This window comes from Kitasatospora sp. NBC_01300, from assembly GCF_041435235.1.
Taxonomy (GTDB): domain Bacteria; phylum Actinomycetota; class Actinomycetes; order Streptomycetales; family Streptomycetaceae; genus Kitasatospora.
The window spans coordinates 1,366,979-1,393,122 of record NZ_CP108409.1 but is presented as its reverse complement, the minus strand read 5'-3'; the positions used below and the strand labels follow the sequence as shown (position 1 = coordinate 1,393,122).

At 70.6% G+C, this 26,144-nt stretch carries 24 protein-coding genes and 1 pseudogene; 9 read left to right on the top strand and 16 right to left on the bottom strand.

The features are described from left to right. Positions 1 to 28 precede the first annotated feature (28 nt). Positions 29 to 1,189 carry a serine hydrolase domain-containing protein gene (locus OG556_RS39535; protein WP_331745283.1) on the top strand — a complete coding sequence of 387 codons (1,161 nt, stop codon included), beginning with the start codon at positions 29 to 31 and terminating at the stop codon, positions 1,187 to 1,189. A gap of 556 nt (positions 1,190 to 1,745) precedes the next feature. Then, positions 1,746 to 2,795 (top strand): hypothetical protein, encoded by a 1,050-nt coding sequence (locus OG556_RS39530; RefSeq protein ID WP_331745281.1) that lies wholly within the window; start codon positions 1,746 to 1,748, stop codon positions 2,793 to 2,795. A 239-nt stretch (positions 2,796 to 3,034) separates the two neighbouring features. On the opposite strand, the gene OG556_RS39525 is transcribed toward OG556_RS39530, so the two are convergent. The 3 genes from OG556_RS39525 to OG556_RS39515 form a co-directional block, all read right to left on the bottom strand. Further along, positions 3,035 to 3,475 carry a hypothetical protein gene (locus OG556_RS39525; RefSeq protein WP_331745279.1) on the bottom strand — a complete coding sequence of 147 codons (441 nt, stop codon included), beginning with the start codon at positions 3,473 to 3,475 and terminating at the stop codon, positions 3,035 to 3,037. Between the two features lie 230 nt (positions 3,476 to 3,705). After that, positions 3,706 to 4,311 carry a hypothetical protein gene (locus OG556_RS39520; RefSeq protein ID WP_331745278.1) on the bottom strand — a complete coding sequence of 202 codons (606 nt, stop codon included), beginning with the start codon at positions 4,309 to 4,311 and terminating at the stop codon, positions 3,706 to 3,708. Between the two features lie 387 nt (positions 4,312 to 4,698). Further along, entirely contained in the window at positions 4,699 to 5,040 is a 342-nt protein-coding gene (locus tag OG556_RS39515; protein ID WP_331745277.1) for a hypothetical protein, read from the bottom strand. A 1,091-nt stretch (positions 5,041 to 6,131) separates the two neighbouring features. Here OG556_RS39515 and OG556_RS39510 point away from each other — a divergent pair. Together OG556_RS39510 and OG556_RS39505 are read left to right on the top strand one after the other, a co-directional pair. Further along, on the top strand, positions 6,132 to 6,602 hold the full coding sequence (locus OG556_RS39510; protein ID WP_371523167.1) for a hypothetical protein: 471 nt from the start codon (positions 6,132 to 6,134) through the stop codon (positions 6,600 to 6,602). A 158-nt stretch (positions 6,603 to 6,760) separates the two neighbouring features. Continuing rightward, positions 6,761 to 6,904 carry a hypothetical protein gene (locus OG556_RS39505; RefSeq protein WP_331745271.1) on the top strand — a complete coding sequence of 48 codons (144 nt, stop codon included), beginning with the start codon at positions 6,761 to 6,763 and terminating at the stop codon, positions 6,902 to 6,904. 187 nt (positions 6,905 to 7,091) lie between these two features. On the opposite strand, the gene OG556_RS39500 is transcribed toward OG556_RS39505, so the two are convergent. From OG556_RS39500 to OG556_RS39460, 9 genes and pseudogenes are all read right to left on the bottom strand, one after another. Then, the gene (locus tag OG556_RS39500) at positions 7,092 to 7,340 is read right to left on the bottom strand and encodes a DUF5302 domain-containing protein (protein ID WP_331745269.1); all 249 of its coding nucleotides are present in this window, start codon (positions 7,338 to 7,340) and stop codon (positions 7,092 to 7,094) included. Between the two features lie 516 nt (positions 7,341 to 7,856). After that, the gene (locus OG556_RS39495) at positions 7,857 to 8,339 is read right to left on the bottom strand and encodes a hypothetical protein (RefSeq protein WP_331745266.1); all 483 of its coding nucleotides are present in this window, start codon (positions 8,337 to 8,339) and stop codon (positions 7,857 to 7,859) included. Between the two features lie 290 nt (positions 8,340 to 8,629). Further along, complete coding sequence (locus tag OG556_RS39490; protein WP_331745264.1) at positions 8,630 to 9,049, bottom strand: SRPBCC family protein; 420 nt, start codon at positions 9,047 to 9,049, stop codon at positions 8,630 to 8,632. Positions 9,050 to 9,079: 30 nt separating this feature from the next. Beyond that, entirely contained in the window at positions 9,080 to 10,090 is a 1,011-nt protein-coding gene (locus tag OG556_RS39485) for an aldo/keto reductase (protein WP_331745262.1), read from the bottom strand. Positions 10,091 to 10,201: 111 nt separating this feature from the next. Further along, a pseudogene (locus tag OG556_RS39480) lies at positions 10,202 to 10,369 on the bottom strand (LLM class flavin-dependent oxidoreductase); the annotation flags it as partial. 148 nt (positions 10,370 to 10,517) lie between these two features. Then, positions 10,518 to 11,348 (bottom strand): aldo/keto reductase, encoded by an 831-nt coding sequence (locus OG556_RS39475; RefSeq protein WP_331745260.1) that lies wholly within the window; start codon positions 11,346 to 11,348, stop codon positions 10,518 to 10,520. Between the two features lie 15 nt (positions 11,349 to 11,363). After that, positions 11,364 to 11,711, bottom strand: a complete 348-nt coding sequence (locus OG556_RS39470) for a nuclear transport factor 2 family protein (protein WP_331745257.1) — start codon at positions 11,709 to 11,711, stop codon at positions 11,364 to 11,366. After that, complete coding sequence (locus tag OG556_RS39465; RefSeq protein WP_331745256.1) at positions 11,708 to 12,127, bottom strand: heme-binding protein; 420 nt, start codon at positions 12,125 to 12,127, stop codon at positions 11,708 to 11,710. The genes OG556_RS39470 and OG556_RS39465 overlap by 4 nt, the downstream gene beginning before the upstream one ends. 90 nt (positions 12,128 to 12,217) lie before the next feature. Beyond that, positions 12,218 to 13,411 carry an MFS transporter gene (locus OG556_RS39460; RefSeq protein WP_331745254.1) on the bottom strand — a complete coding sequence of 398 codons (1,194 nt, stop codon included), beginning with the start codon at positions 13,409 to 13,411 and terminating at the stop codon, positions 12,218 to 12,220. A gap of 306 nt (positions 13,412 to 13,717) precedes the next feature. Between OG556_RS39460 and OG556_RS39455 the strand changes: the two genes are divergently transcribed. The 5 genes from OG556_RS39455 (at position 13,718) to OG556_RS39435 (ending at position 19,784) form a co-directional block, all read left to right on the top strand. After that, entirely contained in the window at positions 13,718 to 14,203 is a 486-nt protein-coding gene (locus OG556_RS39455; RefSeq protein WP_331745251.1) for a MarR family transcriptional regulator, read from the top strand. A gap of 307 nt (positions 14,204 to 14,510) precedes the next feature. Further along, positions 14,511 to 15,941, top strand: a complete 1,431-nt coding sequence (locus OG556_RS39450) for an alkaline phosphatase family protein (RefSeq protein WP_331745248.1) — start codon at positions 14,511 to 14,513, stop codon at positions 15,939 to 15,941. Between the two features lie 204 nt (positions 15,942 to 16,145). Next, positions 16,146 to 16,655 (top strand): hypothetical protein, encoded by a 510-nt coding sequence (locus tag OG556_RS39445; RefSeq protein WP_331745245.1) that lies wholly within the window; start codon positions 16,146 to 16,148, stop codon positions 16,653 to 16,655. Positions 16,656 to 17,129: 474 nt separating this feature from the next. Further along, a complete protein-coding gene (locus OG556_RS39440; RefSeq protein ID WP_371523163.1) occupies positions 17,130 to 18,269 on the top strand; it encodes an alpha/beta hydrolase family protein in 1,140 nt (379 codons plus the stop codon). 195 nt (positions 18,270 to 18,464) lie between these two features. Further along, entirely contained in the window at positions 18,465 to 19,784 is a 1,320-nt protein-coding gene (locus tag OG556_RS39435) for an ALF repeat-containing protein (RefSeq protein ID WP_331745241.1), read from the top strand. Positions 19,785 to 20,150: 366 nt separating this feature from the next. Here OG556_RS39435 and OG556_RS39430 read toward each other — a convergent pair whose 3' ends face one another. From OG556_RS39430 to OG556_RS39415, 4 genes are read right to left on the bottom strand one after another with little or no spacing between them, the layout of a single operon-like run. Further along, the gene (locus tag OG556_RS39430) at positions 20,151 to 21,851 is read right to left on the bottom strand and encodes an ABC transporter family substrate-binding protein (RefSeq protein WP_331745238.1); all 1,701 of its coding nucleotides are present in this window, start codon (positions 21,849 to 21,851) and stop codon (positions 20,151 to 20,153) included. 51 nt (positions 21,852 to 21,902) lie between these two features. Next, positions 21,903 to 24,086, bottom strand: a complete 2,184-nt coding sequence (locus OG556_RS39425) for an ABC transporter ATP-binding protein (protein ID WP_331745236.1) — start codon at positions 24,084 to 24,086, stop codon at positions 21,903 to 21,905. Further along, entirely contained in the window at positions 24,083 to 25,006 is a 924-nt protein-coding gene (locus tag OG556_RS39420) for an ABC transporter permease (RefSeq protein WP_331745234.1), read from the bottom strand. The genes OG556_RS39425 and OG556_RS39420 overlap by 4 nt, the downstream gene beginning before the upstream one ends. A 1-nt stretch (position 25,007) precedes the next feature. Next, positions 25,008 to 25,991 (bottom strand): ABC transporter permease, encoded by a 984-nt coding sequence (locus OG556_RS39415; protein WP_331745233.1) that lies wholly within the window; start codon positions 25,989 to 25,991, stop codon positions 25,008 to 25,010. Between the last annotated feature and the right edge of the window lie 153 nt (positions 25,992 to 26,144).

Genomic DNA, 26,144 nt, shown 5'->3' with positions numbered 1-26,144 from the left:
CGCACACACCATCAGAGGTGACATTTCCATGAACACACGTATGCCGCTTCGGTTCCACGTCCCGCGCCGCAGGACGACTCACACTGCCGTCGCCGTGGCCATCGGGGCCCTCGCCCTCGGCGCGCTCGCCCCGTCCGCCGACGCCGCCTCGGGGGCAGCCAGGCCAGACGCCGTCCAGCAGCGTCTGAACGCCATGGTGGGCCCCGATCACGCACCCGGCGCTCTGGCTGCCGTCCGTGACCGGGCCGGCCACACCCGTACCTATGCCGCGGGCGTCGGGGACCTGGCCACCGGTGCGAAGGTGCCCCGGGACGGCGAGGTGCGGATCGGCAGCGTCACCAAGACGTTCACCGCGGTAGTCGTGCTGCAACTGGTCGGCGAGGGCAGGATCCGCCTCGACGTCCCGGTCGAGACCTACCTGCCCGGCCTCCTGCGCGGGCAGGGGATCGACGGGCGCAAGATGACGATGCGTCAACTACTGCAGCACACCAGCGGACTTCCCGACTACGAGGACGACGTCACCGACGACATCCTCCAGCGCCGCTACCTCTCCCCCCGCGACACCCTGGGCATCGCGCTGCGACACGAAGCCGTCTTCGCCCCGGGAACGAGCTGGGGGTACAGCAACACGAACTACCTGGTGGCCGGGATGATCGTGGAAAAGGTCACCGGACGGCCCCTTGCCGAGGAGGTCGACAAGCGCATCGTCAAGAAGATCGGGCTGCGCCACACCTACCTCCCCTCCCCCGCCGAGACCACCCTTCGAGGGCCCCACCCCCAGGGCTACCACAAGGACCGCCCGGACGGACCGCTGCGCGATGTCGCCGAGATCGACCCCTCCGCGGCCTGGGCGGCGGGCGCGATGGTCTCCACCGGCTCCGACCTCACCCGGTTCTTCTCCGAGCTCATGAAGGAAGGCCACCTCCTCAGCGGCCCCGCGCTCGAGCAGATGCGCACCACCGTCCCCACGGGCGTGCCCGGCTACGCCTACGGGCTGGGGATCATGAGGACACAGCTGTCGTGCCACAAGACCGTCTGGTGGCACAACGGCAGCATCCCCGGCTACGGAACCTGGAGCGCCGCCACCGACGACGGACGCGCCGCCAGCGTCACGATGACCGTCGACCCGACCAGCCAAGCGGACCTGCAGCCAACCGAGGATGCCGTCGACGCGGCCCTGTGCGGCTGAACCACGCCTCCCTGAGAACCACCGTCGCGGTCCCCGGCTGCGTTGCTGTCGAACGGTTCGGGTGAAGTCGTCCCAGCTTGTGTGGTAGGTGGGACGCGATGTGATGCAGGGTCGTCGAGCTTCCGGTCCTGTGAGCCCGGCCGTGGGGGACCAGTGGAGCAGCCATATCGACTGCTCCGCTGGTCCCCAGGAGCGGGGTGGGAGTAGGGACGCGGACGGCCCCGCACGAAACCGGGAGGCCCGGGGTTCACGTGCGGGGCCGCTCACGGGGTGTGGGCCGTCGGACTCCGGTCAGGGTGTACGCACCCGCACCGTCCTGCCTTTGCCAGGTACGGCAAACCTTGTAGGCGCCGGCCTCGCAGGTGAGAGCGGCCTGTGCGCTACGCCCGGTGGCCTTGGGCTGTTCGGCAAACGTGTGCTGACTGCCGCTCAGACGGGGCCTGTCGTACTGCGCGGGCGTCGGCCCCGGAAAACCCGTTCATGGCTCAGTGTCCGAACGATACGATCTCCACCAAACGCACACCTGTGCGACAAAGTTCCATAGAGAAGCAGGTCCATGCCTCACCCGTTCGTCATCGTCACCCTCCTCGTCCTCCTCATCAGGCTGGGCCTCTGGCTGAACAAGCACCGCAAGGCCACCGCGGGCCACGATGCGCCCGCAACGGGCCTGGTGCCGCGCGCCGAACTGGTCGAAGTGGGCAGCGAACCCGCCGACCCGGCGGCGCGGGCCGCGCTGGGTGCGGCCAAGGCCGGGGACTGGCGACCCGCTGCGGCCTACCTCTCCGACGGCGACGGTGACTGGAGCACCCGCTACGCCCGGATGAACCCGTTCGGCGACCTCGCGGCCACCGACGACACCTGGCTCCGGCAGTGGCGCAAGGAGCAGCCGGACAACCCCGAGGCCGCCCAGGTGCATACCGACGCCCTGGTCAAGCGGGCGTGGGAGATCCGCACCGCGAAGTACGCCTCTCAGGTGACCCGCGAGCAGGCCATGGGCTTTCACCAGGTGCTTCAGGAGGCAGCGGAGGTGTCGCACGAGGCGATCCGACTCGCCCCGGCCGGGGACCCGAACGCCTGGGTGGTGCAGCAGTCGATCGCGATGGGCCAGGGCTGGTCGCACGAGCGCTACCGCGCGCTGTGGTCGGAGATCGTGGCCCGCGAGCCCCACCACCACGGCGCGCACACCGCCGCGCTGCAGTACTGGTGCGAGAAGTGGCTCGGCAGTAACGAGTTGATGCACGAGTTCGTGGACAAGGCGATCGCCGGAGCGCCGGCGGGCAGCCTGCTGACCGCGCTGAGGCTGCGGGCGTACTGGGAGCAGATCCTGCGCGACAAGTCCGCGGCCTCGCTCTACCGTTCCACCGAGTACACGGCCGCCCTCGACGCGGCCCTGGCCGACCTGGCGGCCGCCGACCCTGCCCACCCCGGCATCGTCCCGGCGCGTGGCTGGATCGCCCACGGCCTGATCGAGAACGGCCGCCCGGCGCAGGCCCTGGAGCTCTTCCGCGGGATGGGCCGGGAGATCGCCGGCCCGTGGCTCTACTACGGGAACCCGCCCGCGGTCTTCGACGCCGCCCGTAGCAAGGCCGCCCGCGCGGCGGCCTGACGCGGTCGCACCAACTGGTCGCGGGGGCGGGTCCGGCAGTGCGATCGGCGGGTGGGGGGACTGCCCTGGTCACGCGATAATCGTGACGGTGGCAGGCCCGGCGCGCTGGAGGAGCAGGCTCATCGGGGCGAAGCCGGGGAGTCGCAGCCCGTCACGCGTCCGTGGGTCAGCCTTCGTCAGGGCGGGTCGGTCTGGGCCGACGGTTCAGCTCGACGCGGGTGTGCGCCGGTGGTCCCCGGTCAGCGGCGGCCGGTGGCCAGGATGACGAGGAACTGGCCGCCGCCCGCCTCGATGTCGGCGGTCACCGGCAGCCCCGGTACCAGTCGGGAGAACCGGTCCACCAGCCAATCCGCCGCTTCCTGGGCGTCCTGCCTGGTCGGACAACGGCCCACCATCTCGCGGCCCCCCTTGCGCTCCAGCCTCGCGGCAACGGTGATCAGCGGCGCGGGTTCGGCCACGTACAGGCGGTCCGGCCAGGCGATGACCACCTTGACCGCGCCCTTGCGGCTGTTGCACCCGCGGTGCGCGAGCCGCTCCGCGACCTTGGCCTTCCGGTCCGCGGTCCGGCTGTCAACGCTGGGCCCCCTGGGATCGTTCACCGACTCGTCGGGGTCGACCGGTTCGTCGCACACCCAGCAGCGCCAGCCGTCGCGCTCAGCCACATCATCGAGGAGACTCACCCGACCAAACTAGCTTGCCCGGCCGCCACCCTGCGCACCAGGGCCTCTGCTACCAGGGAGGCGCCCGGCTTCATCTACCACGTCCTCGATGACCAGCGCCGACAACACAAGCTCGTTGACATCTCGCACGCCATGCCAACGATGCCGGTGCCCCTTCGCTACCGCCGATTACGGGGCAGAGCCGAATTCATGGCACTCCCATTCCGGGACTGCAGTGTGCAGGGCGGCGGTCAGGCGGGTTGGGCGGGGCAGAGGATGGTGGTCTGCAGTGCGGGCAGGCCTTGTTGCCAGTTCTGGTCCTTCGCCTGGGTCGCGTTGTTGAACTCGTAGTAGATATAGGGCACCCAGTTGAGGTTCAGCTGCTGGTAGCAGGAGAGGTTCGCGGGAATCTGGACGCCGACCTTCACGGTGCGGGTGGCTCCCGGGGGTATCGGCGTGTTGAGGTGGAGCGCCGCGTTCTTGTCGGTGTGGGTGCAGTCGGTGATGTCGCCGGTGCAGGAGACGACGGCGTAGGCGTTCTGGTTCTGGTTCTCGGGCCAGGTCGCCTGGAGGTACTCGTAGACGAAGTTGATGTCGGTCGACTCGGTGTTGGTCAGGGACAGGGTGACGGTCAGCAGCGTGCCCGCCGTTGCGGTGTGCTGGTCCACGTACACGGCTGCCCCGGGGACGACGGCGGCGTCCGGGGGGAGCGGCGGAAGGTTCGGGGTGGCCCGGAGGTGCGGGGCCGGCGGGGCGGGGACGGCCGTCGCGGCGGGTGCCTGGGCGAGCAGCGCGGTGACGGCCATCGCGGCGGCGGCCAGGGCTGCTGCCGGGCGAAGGGTACGTGAACCAGCCATCCGGGGACTCCTGTCTCGTCAATGGTCAGGTGAATAAAAGGAATTGATGTTCGGTCGGTTTTGGGTCCGGCTGGATTTCCGATCCCGGGGGCAGGCTGCCACTGGTCCGCCGGCAGGCCGGCCCCCGGGACGGCCGGATCCGCTCACTTGCGAAAACGCGTGTGTTGCTCCTGGCCGAACTGCCCGTCGCCGCCGTAGATGCGCGGCTTACCGTGACGGGTGGTCGGGCCGCTCATGCCGAGCCGCCCGTGCATGCGGCGGCCACCGCCGCGCCTGCCGCAAAGGCTGCTCTTCGTGCTGAGCCGGTTTGCTGCCGGGGTGGGTGCGGTGCTCCCCGACCTAACCCGGCGTACCAGCCGGCGCTGGTACGCCGGAGTTCCCGAGTGGTTAGAAGTGCTTCCAAACCCCGCACGAGGAGAGGCGGCTGCCGTTCCAGTTGCAAATCCTGGCCTGCACGATGCGGTAGTTGTAGGTTCGCGCCTTTGATCCCAGGCCGTCGAGGGTGATGGCGTGCGGTTCGCCGTTGGAGAGGTAGAGATCCAGGCCCGCCCCGATGCCATCGTCGCTGTCATCGGTGATTGTCCCGATCGCGCCTTCCACATAGGCGTAGTCGCACAGGCCCCGGTCGCAACTCGACCAGCCGGTCCCAGCGGCACTGGCCGGGCTGGCGGCCAGCAGGATCGTCGCCGCGAGAACGGGTAGTACCGCCCCTGCCGCTCGCTTGATCATTGAAGCCTCCTTCTTTCGTACTTCCTGCTGAGTGATCCGGTTCCGATTCCTTGGCAGCGTGCCCCGGTGTGGCCGTCCCCCTGGCGCCACGCTCTCGGAGGGGACTTCTCCAGCGTGCTCGGCGACGTCGGCGCCTCCCCCGGTGGCGCCGCGCTGTTCGCGGTGTGGCCGGAGCGGCTTCCCAGCGCGCTCAGCCGGTCGTGCTCGTACGCGCAGACGGCTGCTTCACGGGACCCTGCAAGTTGGCCGGAGAACCGGTGAGACTCCACAGTGCGGCCTGTTTGATTGTCCATCTACAGGAATCCGATCGAGGGCCAGGTGGGCGGCGGACAATCCGGTTTGGCCGCGGACAAGGGCAGGAACGAGGGGGCACGGGGTAGCTGGTGCTGGACGTCCGCAGGGGCGGTTCAAGGAGGAGACCGAGGAGGCGGATGCCCTGGCCCAGTTCGTGCGGGAGGTGACGTCGGGGGTCACTTTTCGCGATCCTGCCCGGCGCTACCCCGTCGGCAAGACCAGTTGGAGCGAGTACCGCTGCGCGGAGAAGGACATTCCGTGGCACTTGCTCCAACGGCTGGTCCACGACCAGGTGGCGGACCTGCGGGCCCGAACGGTGCTGCTGGCACCTGCTGCTCGCCTGCACGAACACGTCATCCGGACGGCTCGGGGAGTCCAGCCGCCGACAACGGGGCGCTCGCCCGCGCAGCAGGCGCTACACCTGGCCCGCCAGGCGCAGCGTCAGGCTGAGAAGGGGGTCGCGGAGCGGAGGGGCTGATCCGTGTGCTGGTGGAGGTCGTGGCCGAGTTGCGGGGTGAACTGGGCGCTGGTGACGAGGACGAACCGGGCCCTGCTCCGCGGGAGGCGGAGGGCGGGGCTGCGGCGCAGCTGTGGCGGGCGAGTTGCCCCGGCGATCACGTCTGGCCAAGCCTGACGTAGTCTCTCCGCAGTGACGGGGACATCGACGCCGGCGAAGAGGCTCGAAGGGATGATCGATGCGTGGTCGACGGGGACCAGCGCGTGGCAGTGGTGAAGCCATCGGGCTGGCGAGCACCGACAACGATCTGCACTTCGACCAGGATGGAATCCTGGTCCTCATGCGATGGCTGGCCGAGCACGGCGTGGTCGCCACCCTCTCTGCCGCCGCTGAGCCGTCTCTCATGAACGAGCCCGGGTGGGTGTTCCGCGCCACCTCGGGGCCAAGTGTCACTACAGGCCTGCGGCAGAGCGTTGCAGCCGAGGAAGCCACTGCGGGGCAGTGCGTGCGTATCGCGCTTCCCCTGCTGGAGGAAGCGGGTCTGCCCATAGGCGGGCCCTCGTGGGCATCGAGGCTCAGGGAGGAGGACTGCACCGAGGGGATCGGGGTGCTCATACTGGACTGGCTGGCAGACCAGGGCATGAGCGTCTTCCTCAAAGCCGACGGCGAGCGGAAGACGCCTGGGTGGACCCTCATAGTTCGCGGCGGCCCGCTCCTCGACATGCTGCGCTTCGACGGTCCCGCGGTCGGCCGGTGCTTCCAGCACATGCTGCTCGACCTCCGGGGACAAGGCCTGGCTGTACCAGTCTGAGATCAACTGACGGAAGCGGACAGGCGAGTTCTGCTGCCGATTTCGCGGCAGTTCGATCAGCGACCCCGGGCCTGGAGCTGACGGGGCCGGCATCTACGCAGGCTGCCGCGGTGATCGTCCGATGCATCGAAATCATCAGGCCTGGGACCTCGACGGTAGTGAACGAGCATCCGGGCGTGGGGATCGGCGAGGAGTACCCGGTCCTCGGGGTGCTCGCCGCCCGGCACCGGATCCTGCTCCGCCTTCCGGACGCGGTTGCCGAGCAGGATCGGCTCGAAGCTCAGGTCATCGCGGAGGCGTGACGAAGCCCCCCACAGGGCGACTCCGAAGGGCCGAACACCCGGCGCCGCCTTCTCCACGTGCCCGGCCGATCCCCGGCAGGCAAGGCCCCGTACCCGGCCCGCTCGCACGAAGACCTTGCCTGTCGCGTACAGCTACGGCCGCCCGGTCAGGACCGGGCCTGGCGGCCACCGGTGTGAACCGGACTGATCAACCACCGCTCTTGCGGCGGAAGTTGCGCTTGCCGCCCACCGCGCCGTGAGCGCCGTGGATCTTCGAGTCGCCACTGGGGCCGCCGGCCGCGCTACCGGACTTGGCGCCGTGCTTGCGCTCCAGAGCGGCGAGGAACCGGGCCTTGACGTCGTCCTGGGCGGCGGGCGCGGGGGCCTCGGCAGCCTCCGCGGCCTCCGGGCTCTTGGCGTTCTCCGGGTTCTCGGATGACTCCACGTCGCTGCTCATGCAGAACCTCTTCCTTGAGGGATGGTGGCGGTTGCCGACTTCACGCACACCATGTCATGCCCGAGCGCCCCATCTGCGGGTGGGTGCCGATCCTGTACGAACAGAACCCGCACGCCCGCCCGACCCTCAGGACCCGGCCGGATCTCTCCGGCAGGGCCCCGACAGGGCCCTGCCGGGTTACCCGCGAGTAGGAATGGCGGGGAGCTCGCCGGCCAGCAGGCGTCGAGATCGCGAGGGCGAGCCGGCGGAGCGCCCGCGACACATCGTCGACCGAGTCGACGGGGTTCCCCGTCGCAAGCCCTTCCCACACCACGGCGTCCAGCGCTTCCAGCGACTTCCCCGCCATCGTCATCCCGTCCACCATCACACCTGTCCCGCTCACCGGCAGCCGTCATCGTCCAGGAAAACCGTCGCCCTGTCGTGCGAGATTCGCCCCGCCTCGCAGCCGAGGCGGGCTCTCGCTTGGGCCGCCGAGGGTTCGATGCAATCGACCAGGTCGCGGGCCGGGCCGGTCAACTAGTGCGACTGGCACTCCAGCCCCGATTCCAGTCGCGTCTTCATCGCCAGAAGCTTGTGGCGGGTCGGATTTTCCGCGAAGGCCGGATACTTCCCGACAATGAACTCCAGCCCTTCCGTGGCAAACTGGAGGATGCCGTGAATGAACTCGTCAGTGCTGCATCGGCCCGGCGCAGGGTTCCAGGAGCACAGGATTGTCAGGCTCGACCCTGTGGGCTGGAACGTGATGAACGCGGAGTTCTCGGTGAAATCAACTTCTCCCGTCTCTCCGTGTCTCACCTTTTCGGCTGCCAGGATCAGGCAGAACATGAAGTCCAGGATGGGAATGATCCTGAAGGACTCATCCAGGCCTTCTGCGGCGAGCTGTACATTTGTTTCGAAGTGTGCGTATCGAAGATTCATCTCGCTGGTCGATCCGAGAGATGTCATCTGCTTCTCGGATGGTGCTCGCATCGAGTTTCGGTCAAAGTCAATACGGAACATCAAACCCCTCTTCGTAAATACGAGTCGCCAAACCTCTTCACCTGGCTCGCCGACCGCTTTCCAGGCCTTCCTGGATCAGCAGGGGATCCCCCGGTCGAAGTCCTGTCCGACCTCCGCTTCGCCGAGAAGCGCATCGCGGACCTCGAAGTGCAACTTATCGACCGCCGGTGGCCCGTTCGACGTCGCCCTCCCCCGCGTCTGACGCGGGCCCCTCCGGGGCTCGGAACGAGCCGGCAGCCCGGGTACGCGGGGGGGGGGGGGCGTACCCGGGCTTGCGGGAGGACGGGGTCTCAGGCGGCGAGGGTGGTGTGGAGGGCGTCGAGGCCGTCGCGGTAGATGGCGGTGAAGAGGGCCACGGCCTCGTCCTCGGTGGCGCCGTCGGGGTTGAAGCGGCCGGACCACTGGACCTCGGAGACGTTCTCCTGGCCGGGGACGGCGTGGACGCGGATCGTGGAGACGTAGCCGTTGACGGGGAACGGGGCTTCCAGGATGGCGTAGCTGTAGTGGCGCTCGGCCTCGTCGAAGGCGACGAGGCGCTCGATGATGATCCCGCCCTCGGGGTTGCGCAGGCGGCGGACGCGGCCGCCTTCGAGGGCGGTGCTCTCGGGAATGTACGGGAGCCAGTCGGGGAGGGAGTCGAAGCCGCCGATGAGGTTCCACACCTGGTCGGGGGAGGCGGGGACGATGCGGCTGACGGAGGTGGAGGCCATGATCGGATTTCCTGACGGGTCGGGGGTGGTTCAGGCGCCGTACGGCAGCGGAGCGGCCGGGCTGACGAGGTCGGCGGAGCGCAGCTCCTGCCAGAACGCGGCGGGGACGGCCTCGTTGAGCGCCGCCTGGTCCTCGGCGATGCGGCTGGGCTTGGTGGCGCCGGCGACGACCGCGGCGGTGACCGGGTGGGCGAGGGAGAACTGCAGGGCGGCGGCCTTGATGCTCACGCCGTGCTTCGCGGCCAGGTCCTTGAGCCGGGTGACGCGCTCGACGATGTGCGCGGGGGCTTCCTGGTACTCGAAGTGGGTGCCGCCGGCGAGGATGCCGGAGCTGTAGGGGCCGCCGACGACCATGCCGACGCCCTGCTCCTGCGCCATCGGCAGCAGGCGCTGGAGGGCGTGCTCGTGGTCGAGGAGGGTGTAGCGGCCGGCGAGGAGGAAGCCGTCCGGGCGGGGCTCGTCGAGGGCGAGGGTGAGCTCGATCGGCTCGGTCTTGTTGACGCCGAGGCCCCAGGCCCCGATGACGCCCTCGTCGCGCAGGCGGGACAGGACGCGGAAGGCGCCGGTGCGGGCCTCCTCGAACTTGGCCAGCCACTGGTCGCCGTGGAAGTCCTGGGCGATGTCGTGGACCCAGACGATGTCCAGGCGGTCGGTGCGCAGGCGCTTGAGGCTGTCCTCGATGGAGCGCTCGGTGGCCTCGGCGGTCCAGACGTGCAGCATCTTGTTGGGGTTGCCGTGCTCGAACAGGCCGCCCTTCTCGCCGAGTTCGCGGGCGCCGTCCTCCAGCTCGTCGAGGATGACGCGGCCGACCTTGGTGGAGAGCACGTACTCGTCGCGGGGCTTGTCGGAGAGGACCTCGCCGAGGCGCTCCTCGGCGAGGCCGGCGCCGTAGAAGGGGGCGGTGTCGTAGTAGCGGACGCCCTGCTGCCAGGCGGCCTCGACGGTGGCGGCGGCCTCCTGGTCGGGGATCGCGCGGAACATGTTGCCGAGCGGGGCGGTGCCGTAGCCGAGCTTGCCGGGGAGGAGTTCCTTGAGGGTCATGGTGGTGCCTTTTCACGACGGAGAGTGTGGGGGCGCAAGGGTCACTCATTAGATGCGAGCGCGTCTTGCATGCTTTAACAATAGTTGCAGACGCGCGGTAATGCAAGGGCTCTACGCGACGGCTGCGGGGAAACGCGGCAGGACGTACTCCGCGAGCTCCTGCAGCAGCTCCTCCACCGGCCGGTCGTTGGGCCGCAGGTTGAAGGAGACGTGCGAGACCCCGAACAGCGCCATGGTCTCCAGGTGCCCGATCAGGGCGTTGCGGCCGGTGCTTAGGCCGAGCCGGTCGGCGAGGCGGGCGAGGGCGGGGTGACGGGGTGCCATGGGTGAATCGGTCCTCAGAGCAAGGGCGGGGAACGAGCGAAGCCCACTGCGGGTCGGCCGGGAAGGGCCGGCCCGCAGCGGGCTTCCGGGGATGAGGGGTCGGTCAGTTGAACTGGTCCGGGTGCGGGCCGGTACGCAGGTCGCGGTCGGTGGCGGCGATGGCGGCCATGTCCTCGTCGGTCAGCCGGAAGTCGAAGACGTCCAGGTTCTGGCGGATGCGCGCCGGGGTGACGGACTTCGGGATGACGATGTTGCCGAGCTGGAGGTGCCAGCGCAGGACCACCTGGGCGGCGGACTTGCCGGTGCGGGCGGCGATCGCGGTGATCGCCGGGTCGTCCAGGACGGCGCCCTGGGCGAGCGGGCTCCACGCCTCGGTGGCGATGCCGTGCTCGGCGTGGAAGGCGCGCAGCTCGGCCTGCTGGAGGCCGGGGTGCAGCTCGACCTGGTTCACGGCGGGCACCAGCCGGCTGTCGTCCAGCAGGCGCTGGAGGTGGGCGGGCTGGAAGTTGGAGACGCCTGCGGCGCGGATGCGGCCCTCGGAGGCGAGGCGCTCGACGGCACGCCAGGAGTCCGCGTAGAGGTCGCGGGCCGGGGTGGGCCAGTGGATCAGGTAGAGGTCGAGGTACGCGAGGCCGAGCTTGGCGAGGCTGGCGTCGAAGGCGCGCAGGGTGGCGTCGTAGCCCTGGTCGGCGTTCCACAGCTTGGTGGTGACGAACAGGTCCTCGCGCGGCAGGCCGGAGGCGGCCAGGGCGCGGCCGACACCGGTCTCGTTGCCGTAGATCGCGGCAGTGTCGATGCTGCGGTAGCCGGCCTCCAGGGCGGAGGTGACGGCGGCGGTGGTCTCGTCGTCGGGGACCTGGAAGACACCGAAGCCGAGCTGGGGCATCTCGACGCCGTTGTTGAGCTTCACGGTGGGGACGGTGGGGTTGTTCATGGTGCGTGCTTCCTTTCAGCGGGGGAGGTCGGTGAGGGTGTAGCGGACGGTCTGGGCGCTGATGAGTCCGTCGCGGAAGACGAAGGTGTCGGTGCCGTCGGTGACCTGGTGAGCGGCCGTGGCCGCGGTCCACTGGAGGAACAGCACCCCGCCCGCGAACTGCGGGTCCAGCTGCCAGTCGGCGTCCGGGAGATCGGCCAGGAGGCGGCCGATGACCCGCCGGACCCCGTCGCGGCCCTGGTACGCGCCCTCGGGAGTGATGAGGACGGTGTCCTCGGTGTAGTTCCCGGCGATGTGGTCGAGGTCGCCGGTGCCCAGGCGCTGCCCGTGGTCGGTGAAGACCTCCTGCGGCGTGCGGGTCATTGGGCGAGTTCCGTCAGCGCGGCGGTGGCGAAGGAGTGGTCCTGCTCCGGGGCGCCGCCGCCGAGGCCGATGGCGCCGACGAGCTTGCCGTCGCGGTGGATCGGGACGCCACCGGCGATGAAGAGGAGCGGCCGGTCGAGCGCGGTGGCCAGGGTGTGGAACGGTCCGTCCGGCTTGACCAGGTCGACCAGGTCGGCGGTGGGGGCGCCCAGCTGGAGGGCGGTGTACGCCTTGCGGGTGCTGGTCTCCCCGGAGATCAGCACGGCGCTGTCGTCGCGGAGGAAGGCGAGCAGGTGGCCGCCCGCGTCCAGGACGGTGACGCTGACCGCGACCCCGGCAGCCTGGGCGGCGCGGCGGGCGGCGGCGACGAGGGTCTCGGCGTCGGCGGTGGTCAGCGGGGTGAGGGTGGTGCTCATGGTGGCGCTTCTCCTGGAAGGTACGGGGAGGGGGAACGGGGAGGGGGACGGTCGGTGGTGGACCAGGAGGGGGAACGGGGAGAGGGGCGGTCAGTGGTGGACGGGGACGGGAGCGGCGGTGACGGCACCCTCCCGTACGGGGGTGCGGCGCTCCAGGACGGCGGACCAGACGGCCAGCAGCAGCGCGGCTCCGGCGAGCAGCGCGCCGACCCAGTTCGGGGCGGTGTAGCCGAGGCCGGCCGCGATCACCTGGCCGCCGAGCCAGGCGGCGAGGGCGTTGCCGAGGTTGAAGGCGCCGATGTTGACGGCGGAGGCCAGGGTGGGCGCGCCGTGCGCCTGGTCGAGGACCCGCTTCTGCAGCGGCGGGACGGTGGCGAAGCCGAGCGCCCCGACGAGCAGGATGGAGACCGCGGCGAGGATCTTGTTGTGCGCGGTGAGGGTGAACAGGGCCAGCACGACGGCGAGTCCGCCGAGGGAGGCGTAGAGCATCGGCATCAGCTTGCGGTCGGCGAACTTGCCGCCGAGCAGGTTGCCGAGGAACATCCCGACGCCGAACAGGACCAGCAGCCAGGTGACGGCGCCGTCCGAGTAGCCGGCCACGTTGGTCATCATCGGCGCGATGTAGGTGATCGCCGCGAAGACACCGCCGAAGCCGAGGACGGTCATCGCCATGGCGAGCAGGACCTGCGGGTTGCGGAACGCCGTGAGCTCGCGGCGCAGGTGGGCGCCCTCGGGGCGGGGCAGGGCGGGGACGAGCTTGGCGATGCCGAGCAGGCCGACCACGCCGAGCGCGGCGACGACGGCGAAGGTGACGCGCCAGCCGACGGCCTGGCCGATGAAGGTGCCCAGCGGCACGCCGACGATGTTGGCGACGGTGAGGCCGGTGAACATCATGGCGATGGCCCCGGCCTTCCTGTCGGGGGCCACGAGGTCGGCGGCGACCACCGAGCCGATGCCGAAGAACGCGCCGTGGGCGAGGGAGGCCACGATGCGGCCGGCGAGCATCACTCCCATGGTCGGTGCCACGGCGGAGAGCAGGTTCCCCGCCACGAACAGGCCCATGAGGATCATGAGCATCGTCTTGCGGCCGATCCGGGTGCCGAGCACCGTCATCAGCGGGGCGCCGATGACGACGCCGATCGCGTAACCGGTGACCAGGAGCCCGGCGGAGGGGATGGACACCCCGTAGTCGCCGGCGATCTCGGGCAGCAGGCCCATGACCACGAACTCGGTCGTACCGATCCCGAAGGCCCCGATGGCCAGGGCTAGGAGCGCGAGAGGCATGGTGTGCAGCCCTCCATACGATTGCTGTTGCGCCTTACGTGCTCCAACAATAGTTGCATGCGCGGGCTAAGTGCAAATGCGGGCATTCGCCTGCCGCCGATGGTGGGCGATGGCGGTGGACATGCGGACGCGGGTGGGGGTTCGGATCGCGTCGGCCCGCCCGGCGGGCCGTGGAACCGGACGGCGGCGGGTAGCGCGACCGGCACCATGGAAGGCAATATTTGCATGAGCGGGATATCCGCGCTGGCCGATATTCTATGCAAGGGCTTATCCTTGAGGGCGTCGCACCCGGAAGGAGCCACGCCCATGACCGCCACGGACCCCGCGCTGACCGCCCTCGCCAACGGCTGGGCCGCCCTCTACCTCCTGGCCGGCCGGATCGAGGCGCACATCGAGCGCACCCTCCAGGCCGAGCACGACCTGAGCGTGCGCGAGTACTCGCTGCTCGACGTGCTCAGCCGCCAGCACGACGGTGAGGGCGGACACCTGCAGATGAAGCAGGTCGCCGACGCGGTGGTGCTCAGCCAGAGCGCCACCACCCGCCTCGTCACCCGACTGGAGGACCGCGGCCTGCTCTCGCGCTACCTCTGCGCGACCGACCGCCGCGGCATCTACACCGACGTGACCAGGCCCGGCCTGGAGCTCCTGGAAGCGGCCAGGCCGACCAACGAGGCCGCCCTCCGGGAGGCACTGGACGAGGCCGCCAAGAACCCCGAGCTGGCCCCGCTGGTCGCCACCGTCGAGGAGATGAACACGTCGCGACGGCTCCCGGAGCCCGCTGCCACGCGCTGAGCACGACGAAGCCCCGGAACCTCTCCCAGACGGTTCCGGGGCTTCGTGCTGACCGCCGCCACTCTGACCTCTCATCAGCACCGCCTGGCCATCATCGTGCCGACCGCCCCCGCCCGGTGTTCGGGCATCCCTTCGAAGCTTTCGGCAGTGTGCTGCGGGGGCGACCGCGGCCGCCTGGCGGGTACCTGACATTCCTTGACTGTTCATCCGTCATCTCCACTGCTCCGAAGCACCTGGGGGAAGACCACAGGTGGTCCGGTGCGGTGACATCCCGCACGCGCACCGGCGCGACGGAGAGGTAGAGCTGATGTCCGGAATGACCCGACGGAGGCTGCTGGGATCGGCGGCCGGCGCGATGGGAGCGGCAGCGGCGATGAGCCTGCTGCCACCGAGTGTCCAGCGAGCGGTGGCGGCGGGGGTGCCGAAGTCCGGTTCGCTGCGGGACGTCGAACACGTGGTCCTGCTGATGCAGGAGAACCGGTCCTTCGACCACTACTTCGGCACGCTGGCCGGTGTCCGCGGCTTCGCGGACCCGAACGCCCTGCGGCTGGACAACGGGCGCTCGGTGTTCTACCAGCCCGACAGCGTCAACCCGGACGGCTACCTGCTGCCGTTCCACCTGGACACCCTCACCACGAGCGCGCAGGCGATCCCGTCCACCAGCCACTCCTGGGCGGTGCAGCACCGGGCCTGGAACGGCGGGAAGATGGACCGGTGGCTGCCCGCGCACCGGTCCGCCGACGGCGTCAACGGCCCGTACGTGATGGGGTACTACACCCGGGAGGACATCCCCTTCCAGTTCGCCCTGGCCGAGTCGTTCACCATCTGCGACAACTACTTCTGCTCGGTCCAGGGACCGACCTGGCCCAACCGGCTGTACTGGATGACGGGTTCGATCGGCGCCGACGGCGGCCAGGGCGGCCCGATCATCAAGAACTCGGCGCCCAAGCCGCTGACCTGGAAGACCTACCCCGAACAGCTGGAGGCGGCCGGCGTCAGCTGGCAGGTCTACCAGGAGGCCGACAACTACGGCACCAACATGCTCTCGCTCTTCAAGAGCTTCCAGCAGGCCGCGCCCGGCAGCGCGCTGCACCACAAGGGCATGACGGCCCGGCCCGCCGGCACCTTCGAGGACGACGCGCGCAACAACCGGCTGCCCGCCGTCTCCTGGATCCTGCCGACCAGCTACCAGTCCGAACACCCGGACTACCTGCCCGCCGCCGGTGCCGACTACGTCGCCTCCAAGATCGAGGCGGTCGCCTCGAACCCCGAGGTCTGGGCGAAGACGGTCTTCATCCTCAACTACGACGAGAACGACGGCCTCTTCGACCACGTGCCGCCGCCGGTGCCCCCGGCCGGCACGCCGGGCGAGTTCGTCGGCGGCCTGCCGATCGGCGGCGGCTTCCGGGTGCCGTGCATCATCATCTCGCCCTGGACGACTGGTGGTTGGGTCGCCGGCGAGGCCTTCGACCACACCTCGGTGCTGCAGTTCCTGGAGCGGTTCACCGGAGTCCGGTCGGCCACCGTCACCGACTGGCGTCGCAGCGCCTTCGGTGACCTGACCTCGGCCTTCCAGTTCAACGGCGGCGTGTGCAAGGCCCCGGCACTGCCCCCGACCGCCGAGCAGCTCGAACTGGCCAAGTACGAGGTGGCGAACAATCCGGCGCCCGCCCTTCCCGGCGCGGGCCAGAAGTTCCCCACCCAGGAGCCCGGCGACCGGCCGCACCTGCCCCGATAGCGCCCGGTAACACTCGGCGGCCTTCGGCCAGGGCACAGGCCGAGGGCCGCTGCACGAGCAGCGGCCACACAGCAGATCACGACAGCCACCGGATGACGACCGCTGCTTGACGGAGCCGATTCCACGGAATGATGCGGTTGGCGGCCCTTCGACCGCGCCGGAGCGGTAAGTTGGCGGCTGCCGACTATGGAAAGAAGCACCGACGTGACCATCGACCAGGCTGCCCTCGGCAGCGCCGTGAAGGCAGTCGCCGCCGCCGCACACGCCGATGACCTGGCTGCGCTGTACCGCGCCGTGATGCCGCCGGCGGGTACGGACACGCCTCCGGCCGAGGCCGCCAGATGGTTCGGGACGCTCCTCATCCACCTGGCGCTCACCGCGGCGAGCGCTTCGCGGTTGGACCAGGGCTGCCCCCGGGAGACCGTCTCGGAATGGATCGGGGAGACGCTGGGCCCGATGCCCACCCCCGCCCTGCTGCGCGCCGCGGACCCCGACCGCATCGACCACGTCGAGGCGGTGCGCGCCGCAGCGGACTACTCCCAGTGCCGCGAGTACGCCGTCGACCTGATCAGGGTGGGCCTGACCGATCCGGATGAAGACCCGGACGAGCGAGGCGTCTCCGCCCACTGCGCGGTGACGAACGACAAGGACGCGCGGATCACCGTGATGGCGATGCTCGGCCGCCTCGCCACCGATCCTGGCGAGCGGGGTTGACGGCGCCTCTCCTTCCCGGTGCAGCGCCGGTTGAGCCGGGGCGAGGCCTGGTGGCTTCGGGTGATCAGGCTGGGGTTGTTCTCCCTGGCGGCGGTCACCAGCTTTCCCGCTCGTCGAAGGCGCCGGAAGATGTTCCGGCTGTCCCCAACCGGACTGTCCGGGGCCGGACATGGAGACATGTCCACGACAGGGCTGTCAGTGCAGTTCGGTCCGAGAAGTTCGTCGACGGAGCGGTCGAGGCGGGTGTGGGCCACCCGGTCGAGCTCTTCGGTGTCGCGGTAGGGCTAGCCCCAGGACGGATACGCCCGCTGGCCGGACTGTGGCACGAAGGTGACCGTGCGTAGCGTCGGTGGCATGAAATCCACCTACTTAGCAAGCACGCCACGGCCCGTGCTCGGCCGGCGGAACGTCGGGACAGTCCTGGCCGTCCTGGTTACCGCGGCTGTTTCGACGGGAGCCGCCTCGGCGGACACGGTGCATCGGAGCGATCGCGGACGGCTGGTTTCCGTTCAGCAGACGACCACCCTGGCCGCGAAGGAGGACGTCGCCGGGGCGCTGGCCGCCGCCGGGTATGACGCGGGTGCAGTCCGGTTCGGGGTGGACGCGTACCGGCTGGTGTACCGCACCGTGGACCCCGCCGGCCGGCCGGTCACCGCCAGCGGGCTGCTGGTGCTGCCCCGCGGCGGCGAACACGAGTTGCGGACGGTGTCGTTCACCCACGGCACGGCCAGTTACCGGGCCGACGCCCCGTCCTCCACGGCCAAGGCCGGGTTCGTGTCCTCACCCGCCATCACGTACGCGTCCGCCGGGTTCGCCGCCGTCGCCCCGGACTACCTCGGCCTGGGCGCCGGCCCGGGACTCCACCCCTGGATGGACGTGCCGTCGGAGACCACCGCCTCCCTGGACATGCTCCGGGCCGCCCGCGCCTTCGTCCCGCGTACGGGCCGGGCACTGGGGCACGACGTGCTGGTCACCGGGTTCTCCCAGGGCGCCTCGGCGGCGATGGGACTCGCACGGGCGCTCCAGGCCGGCGACGACCGGTGGTTCCGGCTCCGGGCCGTCGCGCCGGTCAGCGGCGCCTACGACTTCCGGCAGGCCGAGCTGCCGGCGCTGCTCGACGGCTCCCTCGACACGAAATCAAGTGTGCTGTACTCGGCGTACCTCCTCGTCGCCTGGAACCGGCTGCACCATCTCTACGACTCCCCCGACGAGGTGTTCCAGGCCCCGTACGACCGCACGGTCGAGGCGCTGTTCGACGGTTCACACACCGGCCCGCAACTCTTCGCCGGCACACCCGACACCATCGACGCACTGCTCACCCCGCACGGGTTCGAGCTGCTGCGCCACCCAACCGGTCGGCTGGCCACGGCACTTCGGGTGGCCGACAGCACCTGCGACTGGGCACCACGCGCCCCGCTCCGCCTGTACACGGCCGACGCGGACGAGCAGGCGGCCAACGCCAACACCGACCACTGCGAGGCCACGCTGCGAACGCACGGCGTGAACGCGGCGGTCGTCGACCTCGGTACCCCCGACTTCGCGGGTTCCAGACACCTCGGCTCCAACGTCGCCGGTACCGCCGCCGTCGTGCGCTGGTTCAGTCAGCTGCACTGAGGACCAGCCGGGCAGCTCTCCCGGCCGGTGTGAGCCGGTGTGAGCCGGTGTGACCAGGCGGTTCGCGACGAAGCCTAGGCGTGGGACGTGACGGAAATGTGTTCGCCAGCGGGGGGTACCGTTGCTATACGATCACCCGGCCGACCGTCACGAAGCCGCGTCGGGCTCATCCGTGTTTCAGATCCCGGGGGACCGTTGAAGATCCGCAATTCGCTCGCTGCCGTTCTCCTCGCCGCAGCCGCCGCACCCGTCGCCCTGGGCGCCGCCCCGGCGTTCGCCGACACCGTCCCGACGGGGCAGGCGCAGACCGACCCGGCCGAGACCAAGGCGGACGAGGAGAACCGGGCGGCGATCGAGAGGCTGCTCGTCTACCCGAACGACTACCTGCTCACGGCTCCGAGCGACTACCTGCGCGAGCACGCGGGCCAGGCCCTCGCCGGCACCCCCGCGGACCGGGCGCACTTCCTCGCGGTGGAGGCGGACAGGATCCGCCGGGACGACGCGCGGATCGCGATCCTGCGGACCATGAACGCCGCCGGCCCGGCCGTCACGAAGGCCGCCAACGCCGTGTTCGGCTCGAACGACCTCGACGTGTTCCGCGCCTACCTGAACGTCGGCCAGTACACGGCCCGGACCGAGGACGAGAACCGCGCCAAGCTGCAGCACCTCCTCGACGACCCGAACAGCGGACCGGGTGTGCGCGAGGGCGCCCAGCAGGCGCTGGCGGGAACCGCCGCGGATGTCGAGCGCTTCCTCGACACGGGGCTGAAGACGGCCGCCGAGCACGACGACCGGGTCCTGCTCAGCCAGATCATGTCCCACGGCGGCCCGGCGGTGAAGAAGGCCGCCAACGCCGCGATGTCCGGCACCATCGAGGACGTCCGCGCCTTCCTGAAGACCGGCCAGTACGTCGCCCGGGCGGAGGACGAGAACCGCGCCAAGGTCCAGGACGTCCTCGCCGACGCGGGCACCGGCCGCCACGTCCGGGAGGCGGCCGAGAAGGCGCTCGCCGGCAGCGCGGCGGACGTCGAGAACTTCCTGAAGACGCAGCTGGAGCCGCTGCGGGCGAGCGACGACCGGATCCACGTCTCGCAGCTCGTCGAGGCCGGGGGGCCCGAGGTCCGCAAGGCCGGCCTCGCCGCGCTCGACGGCGGCATCGCGGAGGTCCGGGCCTTCCTGAAGGAGGGCCAGTTCACCGCCCGGGCCAAGGACCAGGCCGCCGCGAAGACCTCTGCCGAAACCGCTACGGAGACCTCGCGGAGCGGCTCCGGTACCACCCGGGCGGTCACCACCGTGACCCCCGACGCCACGGTCGCCCCCGTCTCGGCCGCCGGCGGCACGACGACCACCGCGACGACGACCACCGCCACCACGGACGGCCGGAGCACCGCCGGTGGCTCGCTGGCCGCCACCGGCTCGACCGCCCCGCTCGGGCAGCTCGGCGCCGCCGCCGGCGCGGCCGTCGTGCTGGGCGCCGGCGCGGTCGTCGCCTCGCGCCGCCGCTCGCAGGCCTGATCACCCTCCTCCGCCGGCCGGTCCACACCTCGCGCCGGCCGGCGGAGCGTTCCCTGCACACCCGGTCCCACGCCCACGGACGGGCCGCGCGCCCCACGCTTGGTCCCGGCCCCCGCCCGTACCCGCTCCCCCGCCCCGCGTGGTGCAGATCCCCCCTTCTCCAGCACGCGGGACGGACACCCGGCCACCGCTCCACACCCCCGGCGCCGTCCACCCGGAGGCGCGCGGCCGATGTTGAGGCGCCCCGGCCCCCGGGCGGGAGCGCCCGGGGGCGGCGGCGAGCTGCTGGGCCGCGGCGTCCTCGGCCCTGCTCGTCAAATGGTGCTGCTCACGAGCGGGCCCCGCAGGGGCGCCGGAACGCCGGTGCTACTTCTGCCAGCCGATGGTCTCGGGCAGCGGGCTGTAGAAGATGGTGGCACCGACGTTGGCGAGGCCCTTCCTGATGCCGTAGGTGGAGGGTCCGCTGTAGAGCGGCAGGAAGGCGTACTGCTGGAGGGCCTTCTGCTCGACCTTGTTGACGGCCGCGACCTGCTGGCCGAGGTCGGCGATCTCGCCGGTGGCGCGGATCTCCTTGTCCAGCTCGGGAGTTCCGGCTCCGGTGATGTTGGAGTCACGGTCCGAGCAGTAGAAGTCGCACAGGTACCGCGCGCCGAAGGGGTCCGTCGAGCGGTTGCCGGAGATGAACAGGTCGAAGCGGCGGTCGCTGAGCACCTTGGAGAAGTCGTTCTCGGAGACCTTGTTGACGTTCACCTTCACGCCGACGGCCTTGAGCATCGCGGTGAGCGCTCCGGCGGTGGCCTTCTCGATGGGGTCGTCGCCGAGCACGGTGTAGCCGAGCTCGAGTTGCTTGCCGTCCTTGGCGCGGATGCCGTCGGCTCCGGGCTTCCAGCCGGCCGCGTCCAGGGTCTTCCGCGCCTCCTGCGGGTCGTACTTCAGGACAGCGGCGACGTTGTCCTGGTAGCCCTGCTGGAAGCTGTAGAGCACCGCCGAGCCGGGCAGCGGCTCCGTGTAGTCGAGGCCCTGGAACCGGATCTTCGTGATCTGCGGACGGTCGATGCTCTCCTGCACCGCCTTGCGGACCTGGACGTCACCGAGGAACGGGGACTTGGCGTTGAGGTACAGCGCGTACTCGAAGGGGCTGCCGCCGCTGCGGATCTCGGCGTCCTTGACCGTCCTCACCTGCTTGAGGTTCTCCGCGGTCCCGACGGGGGCGTAGTCGAGTTCGCCGTTCTTGAAGGCGTTGATCGAGGCGGCGCTCTCCAGGTTGACGTAGACGCGCTTGTCGAGCTTGCCCGGCCGGCCCCACCAGTTGGGGTTGCGCACGAAGGTGATGTTGCCGGAGTGCTCGTCCCAGGTGCCCACGGTGTACGGTCCGGTGCCCCATTCGGGGTGGGCCGTCTTGACGTACGCCTTGTTGAAGTTGTCGACGGTGGCGGCCTGGGGGTGCAGGAAGGTGGTGAACAGCGCGGACCAGGAGGCGTTGACGCCCTTGAAGGTGATGACCGCCTGCTTGTCGTCGGCGCCCCGGGTGACGGAGGTGATGCGGTCGTAGCCGTCGGTGGAGGAGGCCGCGTAGTCCTTGTCCGAGCCGTTGTTGGCCTTCCAGGTGGCCTCGATGGCCCGCCAGTCGATGGGGGTGCCGTCGTTGAAGACGGCCTTGGGGTTGAGGGTGATGACGACCTTCTGATCGCCGCCCTCGACCGAGACCTTCACGTCGCTGTAGTAGTCCGGGTTGTACTGGACCTCGCCGGTGGGCGAGTAGGTGATGGCGTGGGCGTTGTACCAGGCCCAGATCCGCGAGGCGTTCAGGGTGCCGTTGACGTTGAAGGGGTTGCCCTGCTCGTCGAAGGTGCCCGCGGTGGTGTAGGTGCCGCCGTCCTTGATGTTCTCGTACGGCTGGGGGTTGTAGTCGGTGACCGAGGACGCGACCTTGGCGGCGTTCTCGGCCTTCGGCCCGGAGGATCCGCCGGAGGAGGACGAGGAGGACGGGGACGGGGATGAGCACGCGGTGGCGGCGACCGCGACGGCCGCGGCGAGCGCGAGGGGCAGGGCGAGCTTCCGGCGCATGGGATGTCCTTGGTGGGAATCGGTGAGAAGGGGGGTGGGACGGGGCGGGTGTCAGACCGCGTGGCAGGCGTACTGGTGGTCGGAGCCGTCCGGGGCGCCGACGGTCGCCGGCCGCTCGGTGCGGCAGCGGGTCCGTACGCTCTCGTCGGCCTCCCGGTACAGCGGGCAGCGGTCGACGAACACACAGCCCTCCGGCAGCCGGGTCGCACTGGGCTGCTCGCCCGCGAGGACGACGCGCTCGCGGTGGCGCTCGCGGTGGCGCTCGCGCTCCGGGTCGGGCACCGGGATCGCCGACAGCAGGGCCTGGGTGTACGGGTGCCGGGGCCGGGCGAAGATCTCCTCGGTGGCACCGGACTCGACGATGTGCCCGAGGTACATCACCGCGATGCGGTCGGAGACGTAGCGCACCACGGCCAGGTCGTGGGCCACCACCAGGTACGCCAGGCCCAGTTCGCGCTTCAGCCGGGCGAGCAGGTTGATGATCTCGGCCTGCACCGAGACGTCCAGCGCGGACAGCGGTTCGTCCAGGACCAGCAGCTTCGGCTCACGGGCCAGGGCGCGGGCGATGCCGACGCGCTGGCGTTGGCCGCCGGACAGGGCGGCGGGGAAGCGGTCGCCCATGGTGCGGTCCAGGCCCACCAGGTCCAGGAGACGGGTGACCCGGGACCGGATGGCCGTCCGGTCGGCACCGGCGGCCTGGAGCGGTTCGGCCAGCAGGTCGAAGACGGTCAGGCGGGGGTCCAGGGCGTCCGTCGGGTCCTGGAGGACGATCTGGACGTCGCGGCGCAGCTCGCGCACCTGGGCCGCCGACCGCAGCGTGGCGACGTCGGTGCCGGCCACCTCGATGCGGCCGCCCTCGGGGGCGCGCAGCCGCAGCACCTCGCGCAGCGTGGTGGTCTTGCCGCTGCCGGACTCCCCCACCAGGCCCAGGGTCTCGCCCGCGCGCAGTTCGAAGCTGACGTGGTTGACCGCGTGCAGGGTTCCCACCCGGCGCTTGAGGAGGGCCCCCTTGGTGACGGGGAAGGTCTTGACCAGGTCCTCCACGCGCAGGACCACCTCGCCCGCGGTCCGCTCTCCGGCGCGGGCCGGCGGCACGGCAGCGGCGCGCCCGGCCGGGTCGAGGGTGCCGTCGGCGATCTCCCGCGCGCGGTGGCAGGCGACGCGGCCGCCGTGTTCGTGCTGGCCGCCCGGTGCGGTCGGGTCCGGTGTGGTCAAGTCCGGTGTGGTCGGGTCCGGTGTGGTCGGGTCCAGTGCCGTCAGGTCCGGTTCGGTGGCCCGGCACACGTCCTGGGCGACCGCGCAGCGGGGCGCGAAGGGGCAGCCGCCGGGCAGGCCGACCAGGGAGGGCGGCTCGCCGCCGACCGGGATCAGGGGCCGTTCGACGCCGCTGTCCACGGTGGGGACGCTGGCCAGCAGCCGGGCGGTGTAGGGCATCGTGGGGCGGCGGAAGAGCTCGTCGACGCTCGCGTGCTCGACGATCCGTCCGGCGTACATGACGGCGACGTCGTCGGCGTGGCCGGCCACCACGCCCAGGTCGTGGGTGATCAGGACGAGGCCGGCGCCGGTCTCGCGCTGGGCCAGGCGCAGCACGTCGAGGATCTGCGCCTGGACGGTGACGTCGAGCGCCGTGGTGGGCTCGTCGGCGACGAGGACCGAGGGCTTGTTGGCGATGGCCAGGGCGATGACGACGCGTTGGCGCATGCCGCCGGAGAACTCGTGCGGGAACGACTTGGCGCGTTCGCGCGGGTCGGGGATGCCGACCAGGTCGAGCAGTTCCACCGCCTGCTCCCACGCGTCCTTCTTCGACAGTTCGCGGTGCACGCGCAGGGCCTGGGAGAGCAGTCGGCCGACGCTGAAGATGGGTGTGAGCGCGGACATCGGGTCCTGGAAGACCATGCCGATGTCCTTGCCGCGCACCTGGGAGAGGGCCTTGTCGTCCATCGCCGCCAGGTCGCGGCCGCCCAGCATGATCCGGCCGCCGAGGCGCGCGGTGGGCGGCAGCAGGCCCATGACGGCCAGGGCGGTGGCGGACTTGCCGGAGCCGGACTCGCCGACGATGCCCAGGGTGCGCCCGGGCAGCAGGTCGAAGCCGATGCCGCGCACGGCCTCCACCGGTCCGGCCTCGGAGGGGAAGGAGACGCTCAGGTCGCGTACGGACAGGACGGGTGCGGGCTCGGCGGGCCCGGCCGGGGGGCCGGCCGCGGGCCCGGTGCGGTGGGCGGGTGCGAGGGTCATCGTCGGCCTCCTGCCGCGCCGGTGGTGGACGTCGGGTCGAGGGCGTCGCGCAGGCCGTCGCCGACGAAGGTCATCGAGACGGTGAGCAGGACGGTCAGCCCGGCGGGGAAGGCGAAGAGCCAGGGGGCGCTGGTGATGGTGCCCGCGCCGTCGGCGAGCATCGTGCCCAGTGACACGTCCGGGGTCTGCACGCCGAAGCCCAGGAAGGACAGGGCGGTCTCGCTGAGCACGGTGGAGACCACGCCCAGGGTGAGGTTGACGATGAGCAGGGAGCCCAGGTTCGGGATGATGTGGCGCACCACGATGCGCAGGGGGCGCACGCCCATGTACTCCGCGGCGCGCACGTAGTCGCGTTCGCGCAGGGACGTGGACACCGACCAGACCACGCGCGCGGTGGACATCCAGCCGAACACCGTCAGCACGAGGATGAGGACCCGCCAGTCGCCCGCGAGCCGGTGCGAGACCAGGGCGAGGATGAGGAAGGAGGGCACGATCAGCAGGAAGTGGATGACGGCGAGGGTGGTCTTCTCCACCCGGCCCCCGAGGTAGGCCGCGCCTGCGCCCACGACCGCGGCGATGGCGACGGTCAGCACGGACACGCTCACCGCGATCGCCAGCGAGCGCTGGAGGCCGTGCACGGCGGCGGCGTAGACGTCGTTGCCGCCCTGGTTGGTGCCGAACCAGTGCTCGGCGCTGGGGGCCTGGGTCAGTGCCGAGAAGTCGGCGTCCGCGTAGCCGTACGGGGTGAACAGGTCGCCGAGCGCGCTGAACAGCACGAGCAGCAGGAAGATCACCACGCCGGCGACGGCGATCCGGTTGCGCAGGAAGCGCCGCAGGTAGAGCCGGTGCCGGCCCAGGTACTGCCCGTCGTGCACGTCGTGCACATCGGGGCTCACATCGGGGCTCACAGGGGTGCCCATCTCAGCTCACCCGCACTCTCGGGTCGAGGAGGACGGTGGCGATGTCCGCGAGGATCGCACCGATCGCGGTCAGGGCGGCGGCGAAGGCGGCGGTCGCCACGGTGCCGTGCACGTCGTTCTTGCTGATGGTCTGGATGAAGTACTGGCCCATGCCGTTCCAGCCGAAGATGGTCTCCGTGAGGACCGCGCCGGTGAAGACGGCCGGGATGCTGAAGGCCACGGACTGTGCGGTGGGGATCAGGGCGGTGCGCAGGGCGTGCCGGCGGATCGCCTGGGCCCGGGTGAGCCCGGTGGCCCGGGCGGTGCGCACGAAGTCGGAGCCGATGACGTCCAGCAGCAGGGAGCGCTGGGTGAGGTGGTAGCCCACGTACCCCGTCAGGGTGAGCGTCAGTGTCGGCAGGATCAGGTGCAGCAGCCGGTCACCGACCGTCGCCCAGAACCCTTCCACGCCGGGCGAGTTCTCCCCCGCGACGTACAGGAAGTGCCAACCGGCCTGCTCGTTCAACCAGATGGCCACCAGCACCAGGGCGAGGGCGGCGATGGACACCGGGACGTTGAACAGCGCCATGGAGAGGGCCTGGGCGGCCCGGTCCTTCCAGCCGTACTGGCGCGAGGCGGTGTGGACCGCGAGGGCGACACCGACGACGACCGACAGGACCGTCGCGCCGATCACCAGTTCGGCGCTGACGAGGGAGCGGTAGCCGATCTCCCCGTTCACCTGGACCCCGACCGGGGAGCGGCCCCAGTCGAAGTGCAGGACCACGCCGGTCAGCCAGTCCCACCAGCGGTGGAGCAGCGGCTCGTGCGGGTCGAGGTTGTAGGGGGCCAGGGCCCGGGATATCTGCTCCTCGGTACGGACCGGGCGCAGCTCCTTGAAGTTCGAGCGCGGGTCGAGGAACCAACTGGCCAGGAAGTACGTGGCGTTGGTGGCCATGGCGATCACCAGGAACCAGCCCGCCGCCCTGCGTGTCACATACCGGAGCACGGACGGCACCTCCCCACCAGGTGCGGCGGGTGCGCCTGGGGAACGTCGGGTCTGGAGGAGGTACGCATGCAGGTGGAAACCTTCTGGGGCGAGAGCCGAGTGCACGATCGTGCAGATGCGAGTCTGTGTACGACTGGTGCACAACGCCAGTGA

What these genes read in the sequence shown, in the direction of transcription:
- OG556_RS39535 (WP_331745283.1), top strand. Translation starts at nt 29, where the DNA reads ATGAACACACGTATGCCGCTTCGGTTCCACGTCCCGCGCCGCAGGACG.
- OG556_RS39530 (WP_331745281.1), top strand. Translation starts at nt 1,746, where the DNA reads ATGCCTCACCCGTTCGTCATCGTCACCCTCCTCGTCCTCCTCATCAGG.
- OG556_RS39520 (WP_331745278.1), bottom strand. Translation starts at nt 4,311, where the DNA reads ATGGCTGGTTCACGTACCCTTCGCCCGGCAGCAGCCCTGGCCGCCGCC.
- OG556_RS39515 (WP_331745277.1), bottom strand. Translation starts at nt 5,040, where the DNA reads ATGATCAAGCGAGCGGCAGGGGCGGTACTACCCGTTCTCGCGGCGACG.
- OG556_RS39510 (WP_371523167.1), top strand. Translation starts at nt 6,132, where the DNA reads ATGCGATGGCTGGCCGAGCACGGCGTGGTCGCCACCCTCTCTGCCGCC.
- OG556_RS39500 (WP_331745269.1), bottom strand. Translation starts at nt 7,340, where the DNA reads ATGAGCAGCGACGTGGAGTCATCCGAGAACCCGGAGAACGCCAAGAGC.
- OG556_RS39495 (WP_331745266.1), bottom strand. Translation starts at nt 8,339, where the DNA reads ATGTTCCGTATTGACTTTGACCGAAACTCGATGCGAGCACCATCCGAG.
- OG556_RS39490 (WP_331745264.1), bottom strand. Translation starts at nt 9,049, where the DNA reads ATGGCCTCCACCTCCGTCAGCCGCATCGTCCCCGCCTCCCCCGACCAG.
- OG556_RS39485 (WP_331745262.1), bottom strand. Translation starts at nt 10,090, where the DNA reads ATGACCCTCAAGGAACTCCTCCCCGGCAAGCTCGGCTACGGCACCGCC.
- OG556_RS39475 (WP_331745260.1), bottom strand. Translation starts at nt 11,348, where the DNA reads ATGAACAACCCCACCGTCCCCACCGTGAAGCTCAACAACGGCGTCGAG.
- OG556_RS39470 (WP_331745257.1), bottom strand. Translation starts at nt 11,711, where the DNA reads ATGACCCGCACGCCGCAGGAGGTCTTCACCGACCACGGGCAGCGCCTG.
- OG556_RS39465 (WP_331745256.1), bottom strand. Translation starts at nt 12,127, where the DNA reads ATGAGCACCACCCTCACCCCGCTGACCACCGCCGACGCCGAGACCCTC.
- OG556_RS39460 (WP_331745254.1), bottom strand. Translation starts at nt 13,411, where the DNA reads ATGCCTCTCGCGCTCCTAGCCCTGGCCATCGGGGCCTTCGGGATCGGT.
- OG556_RS39455 (WP_331745251.1), top strand. Translation starts at nt 13,718, where the DNA reads ATGACCGCCACGGACCCCGCGCTGACCGCCCTCGCCAACGGCTGGGCC.
- OG556_RS39450 (WP_331745248.1), top strand. Translation starts at nt 14,511, where the DNA reads ATGTCCGGAATGACCCGACGGAGGCTGCTGGGATCGGCGGCCGGCGCG.
- OG556_RS39430 (WP_331745238.1), bottom strand. Translation starts at nt 21,851, where the DNA reads ATGCGCCGGAAGCTCGCCCTGCCCCTCGCGCTCGCCGCGGCCGTCGCG.
- OG556_RS39425 (WP_331745236.1), bottom strand. Translation starts at nt 24,086, where the DNA reads ATGACCCTCGCACCCGCCCACCGCACCGGGCCCGCGGCCGGCCCCCCG.
- OG556_RS39420 (WP_331745234.1), bottom strand. Translation starts at nt 25,006, where the DNA reads ATGGGCACCCCTGTGAGCCCCGATGTGAGCCCCGATGTGCACGACGTG.